The organism is Ruegeria sp. SAZD011 (genome assembly GCF_059612545.1).
On sequence record NZ_JBXWQU010000018.1, the window covers coordinates 1 to 15,113 of the forward strand.

Annotated in this window: 12 protein-coding genes; 4 read left to right on the forward strand and 8 right to left on the reverse strand. The window is 66.2% G+C overall.

Annotated elements, in window-relative coordinates:
• Nucleotides 1-94 precede the first annotated feature (94 nt).
• Genes AC2FLM_RS06170 through AC2FLM_RS06190 form a run of 5 tightly spaced genes read right to left on the reverse strand, consistent with a single transcriptional unit; the run spans nucleotide 95 to nucleotide 7,101 of the window.
• Nucleotides 95-2,734 (reverse strand): phosphoenolpyruvate carboxylase, encoded by a 2,640-nt coding sequence (locus AC2FLM_RS06170; protein ID WP_496856566.1) that lies wholly within the window; start codon nucleotides 2,732-2,734, stop codon nucleotides 95-97.
• The gene (locus tag AC2FLM_RS06175; protein WP_234140906.1) at nucleotides 2,734-3,726 is read right to left on the reverse strand and encodes a 2-hydroxyacid dehydrogenase; all 993 of its coding nucleotides are present in this window, start codon (nucleotides 3,724-3,726) and stop codon (nucleotides 2,734-2,736) included. The genes AC2FLM_RS06170 and AC2FLM_RS06175 overlap by 1 nt, the downstream gene beginning before the upstream one ends.
• The gene (gene sucD / locus AC2FLM_RS06180) at nucleotides 3,726-4,616 is read right to left on the reverse strand and encodes a succinate--CoA ligase subunit alpha (protein ID WP_234140909.1); all 891 of its coding nucleotides are present in this window, start codon (nucleotides 4,614-4,616) and stop codon (nucleotides 3,726-3,728) included. Before sucD ends, AC2FLM_RS06175 begins: the two co-directional genes overlap by 1 nt.
• A complete protein-coding gene (locus AC2FLM_RS06185) occupies nucleotides 4,613-5,812 on the reverse strand; it encodes a malate--CoA ligase subunit beta (RefSeq protein ID WP_234145949.1) in 1,200 nt (399 codons plus the stop codon). The genes sucD and AC2FLM_RS06185 overlap by 4 nt, the downstream gene beginning before the upstream one ends.
• A 41-nt stretch (nucleotides 5,813-5,853) precedes the next feature.
• Nucleotides 5,854-7,101, reverse strand: coding sequence for a pyridoxal-phosphate-dependent aminotransferase family protein (locus tag AC2FLM_RS06190; RefSeq protein WP_234164067.1), 1,248 nt, complete (start codon nucleotides 7,099-7,101; stop codon nucleotides 5,854-5,856).
• 227 nt (nucleotides 7,102-7,328) lie between these two features.
• On the opposite strand from AC2FLM_RS06190, the gene AC2FLM_RS06195 reads away from it, so the two are divergent.
• From AC2FLM_RS06195 to AC2FLM_RS06205, 3 genes are all read left to right on the forward strand, one after another.
• Nucleotides 7,329-7,943, forward strand: a complete 615-nt coding sequence (locus AC2FLM_RS06195; RefSeq protein ID WP_234172728.1) for a response regulator transcription factor — start codon at nucleotides 7,329-7,331, stop codon at nucleotides 7,941-7,943.
• Between the two features lie 129 nt (nucleotides 7,944-8,072).
• Nucleotides 8,073-9,050 carry an HpcH/HpaI aldolase/citrate lyase family protein gene (locus tag AC2FLM_RS06200; protein ID WP_234140914.1) on the forward strand — a complete coding sequence of 326 codons (978 nt, stop codon included), beginning with the start codon at nucleotides 8,073-8,075 and terminating at the stop codon, nucleotides 9,048-9,050.
• Nucleotides 9,037-10,311 (forward strand): glycerate kinase type-2 family protein, encoded by a 1,275-nt coding sequence (locus AC2FLM_RS06205; protein WP_496856570.1) that lies wholly within the window; start codon nucleotides 9,037-9,039, stop codon nucleotides 10,309-10,311. The genes AC2FLM_RS06200 and AC2FLM_RS06205 overlap by 14 nt, the downstream gene beginning before the upstream one ends.
• Nucleotides 10,312-10,316: 5 nt before the next feature.
• Here the strand turns inward: AC2FLM_RS06205 and AC2FLM_RS06210 are convergent, their stop codons facing one another.
• Nucleotides 10,317-10,769, reverse strand: a complete 453-nt coding sequence (locus tag AC2FLM_RS06210) for a group II truncated hemoglobin (RefSeq protein WP_496856572.1) — start codon at nucleotides 10,767-10,769, stop codon at nucleotides 10,317-10,319.
• A 45-nt stretch (nucleotides 10,770-10,814) separates the two neighbouring features.
• Nucleotides 10,815-13,184, reverse strand: coding sequence for a trimethylamine N-oxide demethylase (locus tag AC2FLM_RS06215; RefSeq protein WP_496856574.1), 2,370 nt, complete (start codon nucleotides 13,182-13,184; stop codon nucleotides 10,815-10,817).
• Nucleotides 13,185-13,307: 123 nt separating this feature from the next.
• On the opposite strand from AC2FLM_RS06215, the gene AC2FLM_RS06220 reads away from it, so the two are divergent.
• Nucleotides 13,308-14,153, forward strand: a complete 846-nt coding sequence (locus AC2FLM_RS06220) for an EamA family transporter (protein ID WP_496856576.1) — start codon at nucleotides 13,308-13,310, stop codon at nucleotides 14,151-14,153.
• 9 nt (nucleotides 14,154-14,162) lie between these two features.
• Here the strand turns inward: AC2FLM_RS06220 and AC2FLM_RS06225 are convergent, their stop codons facing one another.
• Complete coding sequence (locus AC2FLM_RS06225; RefSeq protein WP_496856578.1) at nucleotides 14,163-15,041, reverse strand: bifunctional 5,10-methylenetetrahydrofolate dehydrogenase/5,10-methenyltetrahydrofolate cyclohydrolase; 879 nt, start codon at nucleotides 15,039-15,041, stop codon at nucleotides 14,163-14,165.
• Between the last annotated feature and the right edge of the window lie 72 nt (nucleotides 15,042-15,113).

Here is a 15,113-nt window from a genome sequence, read left to right on the forward strand (position 1 = left end):
AACAGCTCGGGATCACGCTCCGAAAGCGCCTCTGTGAAAAATCCGGGGTCCTGGTGGCTCGCGTTCATGACAGCTCCTGAAAATTGCGCGGGGGTCATCCCGTCCAGCCAAGGCCGGCCGAGATACAGTTCATGGTTTGCATCAGGCGGATGCGGCGGTCTTGCGCCGGGTCCGCGCGCAGCGCTCCCAACAGGCCGATCTGGGCCGCATGGGCGGCGCGCAACGTGCCGTCGTTGCGCGCGACCCGCGTCAGAAAGTTGGGGAACCTGACGCCGATCCCCTGCCCGGTCAGCATCTCGATGGCCTTGCTGCTGCGCCCATGTTCGGCGCCGATCCGGCTAAAGATCGCCTCGGCCCCGGCCCGGTCATCCACCAGCGCGGCATAGTCCTCGGCAATGTCGAGCCGGGCCAGAACCAGCGATTTCTCAACCTCGTCCACGATCAGCCGGAACAGCGGCATCCGGTCAAAGAGCTTGCGCAGTTGCGCGGTGCCACGCTCGCCGCGCACAGTGCAGAAATCTTCGACCGCGCTGCCGAACCCGTACCAGCTGCTGATCATGTGGCGGTTCTGGCTCCAGGCAAAGACCCAGGGAATGGCGCGCAGGTCGGACAGAGACTGCGCCCCGAACCGCCGCGCCGGGCGCGAGCCGATGCGCAGCAGCGCCAGTTCGTTCACCGGGCTGGCCTGATTGAAATAATCCAGAAAGGCCGGATGTTGCAGCAGGGTCTGATAGCGGGTCTGGCTGAGGCTCGACAGGGTCTCCATCACGTCCTCGGCCTCGGGATCGACCGCCTCGAAAGCGGGCTGGGCGCTGTGGCGCAGCACCGAGGAGGCCAGCAGCTCCAGCTGCGCCGCGGCGGTGCCGGTATTTGCATATCTGGCGGTCACCACCTCGCCCTGTTCGGTCAGGCGCAGGGCGCCGTTCAGGGTGCCGCGCGGCTGGGCGGCGATCGCGCGTTCGGTGGGCGCCCCGCCCCGGCTGACCGAGCCGCCACGCCCGTGAAAGAAGACGGGTTTCAGCCCGCTGCGTGCCAGCGCCCGGGTGATCGCCCGCTGCGCCCGGTCGAGCGACCAGGTGGAGCAGACAAATCCGCCATCCTTGTTGCTGTCGGAATAGCCCAGCATGATCTCGATCTGGCCCGACCCGTCGCGCAGGCTGCGGGCGGCGACGGGCACCTCCAGCACATCGCGCAGGACGGCGGGGGCGGCGCGCAGATCCTCGATGGTCTCAAACAGCGGCACCACCTTGAGCGGCAGGCGCTCGGCGCCAAAGCCCGCGTAGCGCGCCAGCAGGTAGACCGCCAGCAGATCGTCGGCGGAGCGGGTCATCGACAGGATGAAGGGACCGATCGCCTGCGGGTCGGCGCCGCTGCGTATCTCGCGCATCAGCTCCAGCAGGGCCATCAGCTCTGCCGCCTCGGGGCCAAGGCGTTCGCGCGCCACATAGGGCAGATCGGGCTTGCCCAGCTCGGCCCGCAGCCGCGCGGACCAGGCGGGCGAAAGCGGTTCGGGGGCCTCGTCGGTTGCCTGCCACAGGTCGCGCAGCGTACGGGTCACGACCTCGGAATTCTGACGGATATCAAGGGTATGGGCGCGAAAGCCAAAGACATTGACCTGCCAGATCAGCGGCCGCACCAGCAGATCGGCCAACAGACCGGCGTCGATGGCTTGCAGCCCCCGGTCCAGCGTTTCCAGATCGGCGATGAAATCGGCGACATGGGCGTAACGACCGGCGGCGACCGCCTGTGCGATGGCGGCGGCGGCCTGACGGAACAGCTCGTTGGGGTTGCGTTGGGCACAGGCCGCCGGGTCATCCGCGCGCCGCGTCACGATCCGTTCCAGCGCCGCGCGTTCGGCAGGGGGTACCGGTACCAGCCGGTCCGACAGGCTCAGCCGCTGCACGATCTCGTCCAGCGCCGCGACATAGACGCCGCGCATCATGTCGCGCGAGCGTTCCAACGCCATGCGCGTCACCTCGGCGGTGACATTGGGGTTGCCGTCGCGGTCGCCGCCGATCCAGGAATGGAATTTCAGGCAGGCAGTGCCGGGAAAGCCCGCGCCGAACTCGGCCTCGACCGCGCTGCGATAGCGTTCATACAGCCGGGGCACCGCCGCGATCAGGCTGGTGCGATAGAATTGCAGCCCCCAGTCGATTTCTGCGGCCAGGCTCGGGCGCTCCAGGCGCAGCTCGCCGGTGAGCCACAAGAGGTCGATCTCCATCTCGAGCCGCTGTTCCAGCCGGGTTTCTTCTTGCGGGCTCCAGCGGCGGGATTCGAACTGTACCAGATGGCGATAGATGCGCCGGTGGATTTCCATGACCGAGACCCGCTTGGCCTCGGTCGGGTGGGCGGTGATGGTGGGACCGACGGACAGCTTCGCCTCGGCCAAGAGGCGCCGCATTTCGCGCCGGGCATCGGGGTCGGCGTCCGCAAGCGCGCGGGCGAAACTGCCCGGCACGTCGCGGGCGGCACCGCTGCGTTCGGCCTGTCGCGCCTCGCGGATGGCCAGGTTCTCGTCCATGATCTGTTGCAGGTGAAACCAGATCGTCGCGGCCTGAAGATGTTCGGCATAGGCCGTTTCATCCCACCGTTCGGCCCCGGATTCGACCGCGCGCGCCACGGCGGGCGCACGCCGCCGCAGCACCCGCAGCCAGGCCGAGCGCAGCCGCGCATGCACCTCGGCGGCATAGACCGTCGCGTCCGCAGAGGGCGCGGTTTCCGCCGCCGCCTGCATCACAGCACCTTGTCGCGCGGATCGCGCCCCTCGAAATAGTCAACCAGATTGTCGAGCACCCGCATACCCATCGCCTCGCGGGTTTCGCGGGTGGCGCTGCCCAGATGCGGCAGCATCACCAGATTGTCGCAATCGAGCAGGACCGGCGCGATGCGCGGTTCGCCGTCGAAGACATCCAGCGCGGCGCCGCCGATACAGTCGAACATCAGCGCCTGCGCCAGCGCGTGCTCGTCCACCACCTCGCCGCGCGCGGTGTTGATCAGGAAGGCATCGGGTTTCATCAGGTCCAGCCGGCGGCTGTTGATCAGGTGCCGGTTGGCCGCCCCGCCCGGGCAGTGCAGCGAGACGAAATCGCATTGCGGCAGCATCGCGTCGAGCGTCTCGACCTGGGTGGCGCCGTAGCGGTCCAGCACATCCTGCGGCACCGCCGAGCGGTTCTGCACCAGGATTTTCATGCCGAACCCGTGATGGGCACGCTGCGCCATGGCCTGACCGATGCGGCCGAAGCCGACGATGCCCAGCACCTTGCCCGAGACCTTGGCCCCCACCAGATGGGTCGGGCGCCAGCCGGTCCACTCACCGGCACGCAGTTCGCGCTCGCCCTCGCCCGCACGGCGCGCCACCATCAGCATCAGCGTCATGGCGATATCGGCGGTACATTCCGACAGCACGTCAGGCGTGTTCGACACGGTGATGCCATGGGTGCGCACCGCGTCGGCGTCGATATGGCTGTAACCCACGCCGTAATTGGCCAACAGCCGGGTTTGCGGTGCGCTGACATCCAGCGCCTCGGCCCCCAGCTTGTCGGTGACCGTGGGCAGGATAGCGTCGAACCGGGCCAGCGCCGAGCGGAACTCGGCACTGGTCAGGGGGGTATCGGTCCGGTTGAACTCGGTATCGAACCGTTCGGCCAGTTGCGCCTCGACAGCGGCGGGCCAGCGGCGGGTGACCAGAACCTTGGGCTTGCTGTTCATGATAACCGGCATGTTCATCACGCCGCCTCCTTCAGGACCTTGGCGATGGTGTCGCCGATCACCGCCGGGTTGGGCGCCACGGTGACCCCGGCGGCGGTCAGGATCTCGACCTTTTCCGAGGCGCTTTCGCCAAAGGCCGAGATGATCGCACCGGCATGGCCCATGGTCCGGCCCTTGGGCGCGGTCAGGCCCGCCACATAGGCGATCACCGGTTTCGACACGTGGTCGCGGATATAGGCCGCGGCCTCGGCCTCTTGCGGGCCGCCGATCTCGCCGATCATGCAGATGACCTGGGTTTCGTCATCCTGCTCGAACCGGTGCAGGATGTCCTTGAAGGACGAACCGTTGATCGGGTCGCCGCCGATGCCGACCGAGGTCGAGACACCGATGCCATGCTCCTTGAGCTGGGCGGCGGCCTCATATCCCAGCGTGCCCGAGCGGCCGATGATGCCCACGGGCCCGGGCAGATAGATATGGCCGGGCATGATCCCCAGCAGAGCCTTGCCGGGGCTGATGGTGCCGGCGCAGTTGGGGCCGGTCAGCACCATGCGGCGCTCGCGCGGATAACGGTACATGTAGCGCTTGACCCGGATCATGTCCTGGGCCGGGATGCCATCGGTGATGCAGACGCAATACCGGATGCCCGCATCGGCGGCCTCCATGATGCTGTCGGCGGCAAAGGGCGGCGGTACGAAGACCAGGCTCGCCTCGGCGCCAGTGCGCTCGACCGCCTCTTCGACGGTATCGAAGACCGGCACGCCTTCGACCGTCTGGCCGCCCTTGCCGGGCACCACGCCGCCCACGACATTGGTGCCATAGGCGATCATGTCGGCGGTGTGAAAGCGCGCCATCTTGCCGGTGATACCCTGCACGATGACCGGCGTTTCCCTGTCGATGAAGATGCTCATTGCACAGCCCTCACAATGGTGTTTTCGGTAAGGTCGTTCTTCCAGGCGCCCACCGCACGTTCGGCGGCCTCCATCAGGGTGCGGGCGCGGATGATCGGCAGGCCGGATTTGGCAAGGATCTTCTGACCCTCTTCCACATTGGTCCCCGCCAGACGGACGATGACCGGCACCTCGACCTGCACCTCTTTCAGCGCCTGCACGACGCCCTCGGCGACCCAGTCGCAGCGGTTGATCCCGGCAAAGATGTTGACCAGCACCGCCTGCACGTTGCTGTCCGACATCACCAGCCGGAACGCCTTGGCCACCCGTTCGGGCGTGGCGCCGCCGCCGATATCGAGAAAGTTGGCGGGCTCGCCCCCGGCCAGCTTGATCGTGTCCATGGTCGCCATGGCCAGACCGGCCCCGTTGACGATGCAGCCGATATTGCCGTCGAGCCCGACATAGGACAGGCCCCGGTCGGCGGCGCGGCTTTCGCGCGGGTCTTCCTGGCTCTTGTCGCGCAGCTCGCTGATATGGGGGTGACGGAACAGGGCGTTGTCGTCAAACGTCATCTTGGCATCAAGCGCCAGGATGCGATTGTCGCCGGTGATCACCAGCGGGTTGATCTCGACCATGGTGGCGTCATATTCGCTGAACGCCTGATAGCAGCCCTGAAGCGTGCGCACCATACGCGCGGTCAGCGCCGGGTCGATGCCGAGCTTGAACGCGATCTGGCGGCACTGGAAATCCTGCAGACCCACCGCCGGTTCCACCGTGGCGCGCACGATGCTCTCGGGTTTTTCGGCCGAGATCTCCTCGATCTCCATGCCCCCCTCGGCCGAGGCGACGATCATCACCCGTTGCGAGCTGCGGTCGAGCACGAAGCCCAGATAGATCTCGCGCTCGATCGGCACCGCGCCCTCGACATAGACGCGATAGATGCCCTTGCCCTCGGGGCCGGTCTGATGGGTGACCAGCTTGCGGCCGAACAGGTTCTCGCAGGTCTCCTGGATCTCGGCATCGCTGGAACAGACCTTGACGCCGCCCGCCTTGCCGCGGCCCCCGGCGTGAACCTGGGCCTTGACCACCCAGCGGTCACCGCCGATCTCGCGGGCGCGATAGGCCGCCTGTTCGGGGCTGTAGGCCAGCGCGCCGGGGGGAATGTCGACCCCGAAATTCGCCAGGATTTCCTTGGCCTGATATTCGTGAATGTCCATGAGGTCTCTCCTCCTCGACCATGGAAAGGGGGCGCGCGCGGTTATTCAGCCGCGAGCGCGTTGTCGTAATGAGCATCCAGCGCGGCCAGAGCGGTGGCCTCGTCGCCTGCCCCGCCCAATTCGCGGATCGCCTCGGCAAAGCGGGTCACGATATCGGTGACCGCTGCACGGCTGAGCAGGTTCAGGATGCCGATGCGCACCTGTACCGGCGCCGACAGGGTCGGCCAGATGCCGAAGTTGCGGGCGCGGCAGTTCTGCACCAACTCCATCTCGCGACCGCGCAGGTCGCCCGGCAGGTTCAGCACCACCAGCGAGGTCATGTTCGAGGTGACCTCGCATCCCAGCGCCTCGACCGCGCGGCGCAGCGCCGCCTCGTGATAGGCATAGTCCTTGGCCCGGTTGGCCACACCCTGTTGCAGGGTGATGCGCAGCGCCTCGTGAAAGGCGGCGACCGCATAGGCGGAATGGGTGCGGTGATAGGTTCCCTTGTCCACATCCTTGCCGTCGATGATGCCCCAGTGGCGCGCCTCGAGGATCGGGTGATGCACAAAGCTGCGGGTGCCGGTGGCGCGCAGGGTTTCGATGTAACGGTCGGTGAAGGACACCGGCGCATAGGTCAGCGGCAGGCAGCAGATGCCCTTTTGCGGACAGGAGGCCCAGCCATGCACGCCCGGGAAATCGTCGATCCGGAAATCCTCGACCCCCAGCGACGACACCGCATCGACCAGCCCCATCACGTCGTGCCGTTCACAGGCGGCGCTGAACCCGGCAATGTCGTTGATCCGGCCCGAGCCGGTCTCCCAATGGGCCATGGCGGCCCATTTCGGCTTGTGCTGGGCCAAGGCGGTCTCGACGATCTCGCCGGTGACCGACTGGCCATGCGGGATATCGACGATCACGACCGAGGCGGGGCGCGGATCCAGCGGATTGGCGGCCAGTTCCTCGGCGGTGGCGGCCTTCATGCGGACGGTCAGCCCGTCGATGCCCGAGAAGGTGCCGTTGGTGAACACCACCACCTTGTCGCCCGGCATCACCGCGCTGAACATCACGTCCAGCCCGCTCCAGCCGGTGCCGGCGACGCCGAATGTGTGGATGTTGTCGGTGCCCCAGATCCGGCGCAGCATCAGCTTGCATTCGACCATGCCGCGCAGCACGTCGCCATGCATGTGATCGGCCAGGCCCGCACCGCTAAAGGCGGCAAGCACACGGGCATCGGTATTGCCGGGGCCGGGGCCCGCCGCGATGGTTGCCGGAATGTCGAGTTTGGGAAACAGCGTGTCAGCGGACATGTGGGCTCCTTGGCATTGGTCGGCCAGAGGCGGCCGGTCGGGTTTCCCACAGTGATAAAATCTCTTGTTTGGTGAAAAAACGTCCGATACTCCTGCTTTTGGGCACCCAATAGGGCGGGTAGAAACCTACCTATTTGGGTATGTATCCCGGTGTATGCCGAAAATATCACTACCTGAATGGGTAGTTTCTTCTGATTTTACAATTGCGTTCAAAAGGATAGCAAATCATGGCACGGGTCGAAATCATGCTGGGGGACGGCAATCCGCTGGTGCTGTCGGCCATGTCCGAGGTGTTCGAGCGCGATCCGCGATTCTCTCTGGTCGCCACCACCGCCACCGCCGAAGGGTTTCTGGGCATGGCGATGCGGGTGCCGATCCAGGTTGGGGTGATCGACTGGAACCTGCCCGCGCTGGGTGCGGAAAAGCTGACCGAGGTACTGCGCGCTCAGGAACGCGCGCCCCGCGTGGTCATCTATGGCCACGATCATGACCCGGCGGTCCCGCGCCGCGCCATGGCGGTGGGAGCGGCGGCCTTTGTCTCGCGCTCGGCACCGATCGACAAGCTGGTGCAGACCTGCCTTGACGTTGCCGAGGGCAAGATGGTGTTTCCCTTTCTCGACGTTCGCGAATTGCGCGCCGATCCGATCAGCACGCTGTCGCGCAAGGAACGGCTGTTGCTCGAGGCGCTGGCCGAGGGGCTGACCAACAAACAGCTGGCCGCACGGCTGGGCATCTCGACCAACACGGTCAAGTTCCACCTGTCGAATGTCTTCGACAAACTGTCGGTAAAGAACCGCGCACAGGCGATCGCTTTCTACTATTCTTCGCAGGCAAAGGGCTGAGCGGGGAGAGGTCTGCCCCCACATTCGGTATACACCGGGATGCAAATTTTTTAATTGACAGGAAATCTATTTTTGCCAATGGCTGAAAGGGACACATCCCTCTGACACGCAAGAAAAGGGTCCTTTTCCATGTCCTTCCACCCCATCGAACAAGCCCCCGCGCGGCTCAACCGCTCGGAACTGGCCGTGCCCGGCTCGCAGCCGCAAATGTTTGAAAAAGCGGCACAATCCGATGTCGACGTTATCTTTCTGGATCTCGAGGACGCGGTCGCGCCCGACGAGAAGGAACAGGCGCGCAAGAACATCATCAAGGCCCTGAACGAGGTCGATTGGGGCACCAAGACGATGTCGGTCCGCATCAACGGGCTGGACACGCATTACATGTATCGCGACGTGGTCGATGTGGTCGAACAGGCGGGCGAGCGACTGGACCTCATCATGATTCCCAAGGTCGGCACCGCCGCCGATGTCTATGCGGTCGACATGATGGTGACCCAGATCGAGGACGCAAAGGGCCTGAAAAAGCGGATCGGATTCGAACATATCATCGAAACCGCGCTGGGCATGCAGAACGTCTCGGAAATCGCGGGCGCCTCGAAACGCAACGAGAGCCTGCATTTCGGCGTGGCCGATTACGCCGCTTCGACCCGGGCGCGCACCACGATCATCGGCGGGGTGAACCCGGATTATTCGGTGCTGACCGACCCGTTGGAGGATGGCAGCCGCGCGGTGCATTGGGGCGACATGTGGCATTATGCCCTGGCTCGCATGGTGGTCGCCGCCCGCGCCAACGGGCTGCGCCCGATCGACGGGCCGTTTGGTGACTTCCAGGACCCCGATGGCTATCGCGCCGCCGCCAAGCGGGCCGCTGTGCTGGGCTGCGAGGGCAAATGGGCCATCCATCCCAGCCAGATCGCGCTGGCCAACGAGGTGATGAGCCCGTCTGAGGCCGAGGTCACCAAGGCGCGCCGCATTCTGGAGGCGATGGCCGAGGCCGAGGCCGCCGGCAAGGGCGCGGTCTCGCTCGATGGGCGGCTGATCGACTATGCCTCGATCCGTCAGGCCGAGGTGCTGGTGGAAAAGGCCCGCCAAATTGCCGGCAACTGACACGACAGGCCTGCGAAACGCGGCGGTCCGGGCGTTCCGGGCCGCCGTGCGCCGTGCCGATCCCGGCCTGGCACTGACCGACTGCCTGCGCCAGACCGGCCTGCCCCGCCCCAGCGGCGACGGCAAGACAATCGTGCTGGCCCTGGGCAAGGCCGCCCCGGCGATGATCCGGGCGCTGCACGGCCAGATCACCGGCCCCCGGGTGATGCTCTGCGTCACCCATCGCGAGAATCAGGAGCCGGTGGCCGGGGCCGAGGTGTTCCGCGCCGGGCATCCGGTGCCCGACGAGATCGGCCACCATGCCGCCCGCCGCGTCCGCGAGATCTTGGCCGAGACCACCGAGCGCGACGTGGTGCTGGCGCTGATCTCGGGCGGCGGCTCGGCCCTGTTGCCGGCACCGCCCGACGGCGTCACGCTGGATGACAAGCAGGCGCTGAACCGGCTGCTGTTGCAAAGCGGGCTGGATATCAACGCGGTGAACGCGGTGCGCCAGCATGTCTCGGTATTGAAGGGCGGCGGGCTGCTGCGCCACGCGGCCCCTGCCCCGGTCACCGCCTATATCCTGTCCGATGTGATCGGCGACGACCTGCGCGCCATCGCCAGCGGCCCGACAGTAGCCCCGATCGCCAGCCGGGCCGAGATCCGCGACCTGCTGGACCGCAAGGGGATCGCCGTCGCGCTGCCCGACAGCATCCGCCGCCATCTGCGCCAGCCCGAGGCCGCCACCCCGCTCCCCAAGGCCAGCAATCACCTGATCGGTGGCAATCGCGAGAGCCTGGCGGCGGCGGCGGCGGCGCTGGCCGCCTTTGGCGCGGTCCGGGTGATTGACGAGCCGCTGGTGGGCGATGTGGGCGAGGCCGCCGAGACCGTGGCCGAGGCCCTATCCCGCGCCGCACAGGAAGAGGGGCCGCAGGCCCTGATCTGGGGCGGCGAGACCACCGTGCGCGTGCGCGGCAGCGGCATTGGCGGGCGCAATCAGGAACTGGCCCTGCGGCTGGCCGCGCTGATGGAGGACACGCCGCTGTCGCGGCCCTGGCTGTTCCTGTCGGCTGGCACCGACGGGCGCGATGGCCCGACCGAGGCGGCGGGCGCCTGTGTCGATGCGGGCACCCTGCCCCGCATCCGTGCCGCCGGGGCCGCACCCGAGACGTTCCTGGCGCGTAATGACAGCAACAGCGCCCTGACCCTGTCGGGCGACCTGTTGGTGACGGGTGCCACCGGCACCAATGTCGCGGATGTGCAGATCCTGCTTCTGGGTTGAGCGGCTCAGGCCGCGCCGTCGGCAGGGCAGCCCGCGGCGGCGCGCGCCTTGCCGTCGCTTTCCTCGCGCCAGTCGGGCACGTCATTGACCAGCATCAGCGCCGCCCGCCGCAGGGTGGCGCGGAACTTGTCCACCACCTCGCCCCCAAGACCGCAATCGGCCAGCGCGGCGTCAAAGGTTTTCAGCCACAGCTCGGCATCGGCCTCGCGGATCGGCACATGGGCATGGATCTCGCGCAGGTTCATATGGCCGAACCGCTCGCGGTAATAGGCCCGCCCGCCCAGAAAGCCGCTGAGAAACTCGAACTGCGCCTGCCGGGTATGGTTCAGCCCATGGCCGCGAAAATGCAGCCGATGCAGCGGCCAGGCCGCGGGGTCGGTCTCCATCCGGTCGTAAAAGGTTTCGACCAGGTGACGCAGAACGTCCTCGCCGCCGATGGATGTCAGTGCCGATGTCATGGGCCTATCCTGTCTTGCCGTGCCCCCGGCCCGCCTTGACCAAGGTCAAGAGCGGGGTCTTGTTTTCTGCGGGTCGTAATGGGCAAAGGGCACGATGGTTGCGGGCAGCCGTTTCTGGTGCCCGTCCAGCTTGCCGATCTCGACCTTGGTGCCGACCTCGTGATGGGCCACGTCGACCCGGGCCAGCGCGATGTTCTTGCCCAGAATGGGCGAGCGCATGGAGGAGGTGACCTCGCCGATCTGGGCTCGTCCGATATGCACGCAATCGCCATGGCCCACATCGACATTGCTGTCGATATCCAGCCCCACCAACATGCGCGCGGGATGTTCCTTGCGCCGGATCAGCGCCTCGCGCCCGATGAAATCGTCCGGCTTGGACTTGAGCGGCACGGTAAAGCCGATCCCGGCCTCGAACGGGTCGGTCTGGTCGCTGAAATCATAGCCGGCAAAGATCAGCCCGGCCTCGATCCGCACCATGTCCAGCGCCTCCAGCCCCATCGGGCGGATGCCATGGGCCTGACCCGCCTCCCACACCGCGTCGAACACCGCGCCTGCGTGTTTGGGGTGGCAGAAGATCTCGTAACCCAGCTCGCCGGTATAGCCGGTGCGGCTGACCACCACCGGAACACCCTGATCGTCGCCGATCCGGGCGGGGGCAAAGCGGAACCAGCCGAGCTCTTCGAATTTGGGCTGATGCGGCGCGGTCCAGATCACCTTTTTCAAAAGTTCGCGGCTTTCAGGCCCCTGCACGGCGATATTGTGCTGCATATCGGTCGACGAGCGCACCAGCACCTTGAGCCCCAGCTCGGCGGCCTTTTCCCGGATCCACTCGCCGCCGTAATCCGAACCGCCGATCCAGCGGAAATTGTCCTTGCCCAGGCGGAACACGGTGCCGTCGTCGATCATGCCGCCATGGGGATAGCACATGGCGGTATAGACGACGCCGCCCACCGGCAGGGTCTTCATGTTACGGGTAAAGATGTACTGGCACAGCGCCTCACTGTCGGGGCCGGTGATCTCGAACTTGCGCAATGCGCTGAGGTCGAGCACCACGCATTTCTCGCGGCAGGCATGATATTCCTCGATCGGGCCTGCGCTGGACATGCAATTGGCCAGCCAGAAGCCGTTGTATTCAATGAAATTCTCGGTGAACCGGGCGAACCGGTCGTGAAAGCCTGTCTGTTTGGTCATTTTCGGTTCCGCGTCGGGGGTGGGCCGGTAAGCTACGGCGCGTTGAAAGGTCTCCTTGCCGCTATAGGTGCGGACATGGATGTCGGTCGGGTTCCAGCCATTGGCGGCCGAGGTATCGTCGGGACAGGCCGAGCTGACACAGACCAGATCGGTCAGCGCCCGCAGCAGCACATAGTCGCCCGGGCGCGACCAGGGTTCGTCGGCATACATCACCCCGTGATCGTCCAGCCCGGTATTGAAGAAGAAGTTGATCGCCATCCAGCCGGCCCGCCCCGCGACCCCGTGCGGCGCCAGCGCGGCGTTGAAATTGTCCGAGCAGTTGATGTGGCCGGGATAGCCGATATCGTCGTAATACTTGGCGGCACAGGCCAGCGCAAAGGCATCGTGGCGCCCGCAGGTGTCCTGGATCACCTCGACCAGCGGCTGCATCTCCTGGTCATAGTATTTCGCATGCAGGCCCGGCATCGGATAGGCATGGCCCATCAGTGTCCGGGTGGTGGTCACGTCCAGCGCATGGGCAATGCCCTTGTCCAGCTTGCGCGCGGCGAAACACTGGAAATCGGTGCATTGGCGCCCGTCCACATCGAGGATCTGGATATAGTCGCCGGCCTTGACGAAATAGGCCTCGGCAGTGGCGGAATGCACCCGGATATCGGCAACCGGATCGGCCAGCGGGTCGGGCAGCTCGAACCGGGCCGCGCTTTTCAGCACCGCGCGGCGTATGAACACGGTCAGCGGCGTGGCGGTGTCCTGCGCCTCGAAATCCATGATGCCGCCGGGGGCCGCGATGATCACGATCCCCTCGCGGCTGGCGGTAAAGCTTTCGGTCGTGCCCGCAGGCGTGCTGTGTTCGAAAAGATGCACCGCGCCCGCCTGCGACAGGTTCAGCCCGCGCGCCTCGATCCCCATCCGCAGGCCTCGCAGCGAGGGATCGTCCGAGGTGAGCAGCGCCATCAGCCCCCCCGGCGCCCCCTGCGCCCGCGCCCCGATCAGCCCGGTATCGAAACCGCCAAGCGGATCGGCGCAGACGATCTCGCAGGGCTGGCCACCCTCGGTATTCTCGATCTCGATCCGGTCGCCGGTTTCCAACCGAAGCAGGATTGCCCCCGCCCCCGGAACCACATAGCGTTCGGTTCCAGGCGGCAGCGAAAACACCCGCGGTTGCAGGATGGCGCTTGGCTTTGGCGGTCCGGAGATGATCTCGGGGTATTTGGTATCCAGCACGTTGCCACTCCGATCATTTGCATTAGCGGAAAATTTCTTTATTGAAGAGAATATATCCCGAGGACCCACCGTGCAAGACATTCGAACCCTTTCCAGGCAGATTTCCCCCCAGCGAGGCCGGTCTTGAGCGCGCTGGGCCTGGGGCTGATCGCGGCGCTCTGCTGGGGGCTGCATGACATCACCATCCGCTATCTCAGCCGCACCGTGCCATTGATGGGGGCGCTGGCGGTGGTGCTCGCCACCGGGCTTGCGTTTCAGGCCTCGGTTCTGGCCGCGTCCGAGGGTGCGCGTCTGCCGCAAGGCACGGCGCTGTGGCTTTCGATCGGCTCCGGTCTGGCCTTTCTGGTGGCGAGCCTCGGCCTCTATTTTGCCTTTGAACGCGGGCCGGTGCGGCTGGTCGCGCCGATCATCGGCGCCTATCCGATCCTCTCGCTGCTCTTTGCCTTTCTGGCCGGGTCGCCCATCGGTGCCGATCAGGTGCTGGCGGTGCTGGTGATCGTGGGGGCCGTGGGCGTGGTGGCGGGCCTGTCGGGTGACAGCGACGACCCGGCCCCGCCCAAGGGGCCGACCATCGCGCTGTCGCTGATCGCCGCCATCGGTTTTGCCGCCACCTTCAAGCTGGGCCAGCTGGCCGCCACCCTGGATGGAGAGCTGAACGCCACGCTGCTGGCGCGGGTCACGGCGCTGGTGCTGCTGCTGGCGCTGATCGTGATTCGGCGCCAGACGCTGCGGGTGGGTGCCGCCGCCCTGCTGCCGCTGGTGGTGATGGGGCTGCTTGACGGGGTTGCCCTGCTGGCAGTGATCTCGGCGGGGGTGCTGGATCATCCGCAACTGGCGGCGGTGGCCTCGTCCATGTTCGGCCTGATCACCATCGTGCTGGCCTGGGCCTTTCTGCGCGAAAGCATGAGCCGGCCGCAATGGGCCGGCTGCCTGGCCGCCTTCCTGGCCATCGGCTATCTCGCCTGGTAAGGCGACCGATCAGCGGATCCAGCCCGCCGCGCGCTGCTGCTGATGGGCGCGGATCGCGTTGCGCAGCAGGATCGCCACGGTGACCAGCCCGACCCCGCCCGGAACCGGCGTGATCCAGCCCGCCACTTCCTTGACCGCGTCGGTCTGCACATCGCCGACCACGACCGGGCCGTCGGGACCGGGCTTATGGTTGATCCCGATGTCGATCACCACCGCGCCCGGCTTGATCATGTCGGGCCCGATCAGATGCGCCTTGCCCACCGCCACCACCACCACATCGGCCCGGCGCGAATGCATCGCGACCGAGCGGGTCATGTGGTGGCAGACGGTGACGGTGGCGCCCTCGGCCATCAGCATCATCGCCACCGGCTTGCCCACGATCTCGGAATGGCCGACCATCACCACCTCGAGCCCGGCCATGGTCAGGCCGGTCTCGCGGATCAGCTCGACCGCCGCCGCCGCCGTGCAGGGCGCCATCGCCACATCGTTATAGACGATATTGCCGATCGAGGCGGGGTTCATCCCCTCGACATCCTTGAGCGGATGGATCGCGGCCTGAAGGGCGCGCACGTTGATATGATCAGGAACCGGACGTTGCAGTATGATTCCAAGTACATCCGGGTCATCGTTCATCTCACGGATGAGGCTTTGGCAAACCTCCTGGCTGATCGACCGGTCCCAGAGCTGCTGGTCAAAGGGCACGCCCACCGCGCTTGCGGCACGCGCCTGGTTGCGTACATAGACCGCCACCTCGGGCACGTTGCCGATCGAGATCGAGACCAGCTTGCCGATCCGCCCGACCTGGTTCACATAGGCGCTCACCTCGGAGAGGATCCGCGCGCGCACCGGTTTTCCCGGCAACAGGCGAGTATCCGCGACCGTGCTCACGGAGTAAGTCCCTTTGGTTCTGTGAGTTTGTTTGCGCGTGTGCAGGCTGTGAGGGTGTTGGCGAGGAGGCAG

Coding starts and splice junctions, on each gene's coding strand:
- AC2FLM_RS06210 (WP_496856572.1), bottom strand. CDS start 10,769: ATGACATCGGCACTGACATCCATCGGCGGCGAGGACGTTCTGCGTCAC.
- AC2FLM_RS06200 (WP_234140914.1), top strand. CDS start 8,073: ATGTCCTTCCACCCCATCGAACAAGCCCCCGCGCGGCTCAACCGCTCG.
- AC2FLM_RS06170 (WP_496856566.1), bottom strand. CDS start 2,734: ATGCAGGCGGCGGCGGAAACCGCGCCCTCTGCGGACGCGACGGTCTAT.
- AC2FLM_RS06195 (WP_234172728.1), top strand. CDS start 7,329: ATGGCACGGGTCGAAATCATGCTGGGGGACGGCAATCCGCTGGTGCTG.
- AC2FLM_RS06175 (WP_234140906.1), bottom strand. CDS start 3,726: ATGAACATGCCGGTTATCATGAACAGCAAGCCCAAGGTTCTGGTCACC.
- AC2FLM_RS06190 (WP_234164067.1), bottom strand. CDS start 7,101: ATGTCCGCTGACACGCTGTTTCCCAAACTCGACATTCCGGCAACCATC.
- AC2FLM_RS06185 (WP_234145949.1), bottom strand. CDS start 5,812: ATGGACATTCACGAATATCAGGCCAAGGAAATCCTGGCGAATTTCGGG.
- sucD (WP_234140909.1), bottom strand. CDS start 4,616: ATGAGCATCTTCATCGACAGGGAAACGCCGGTCATCGTGCAGGGTATC.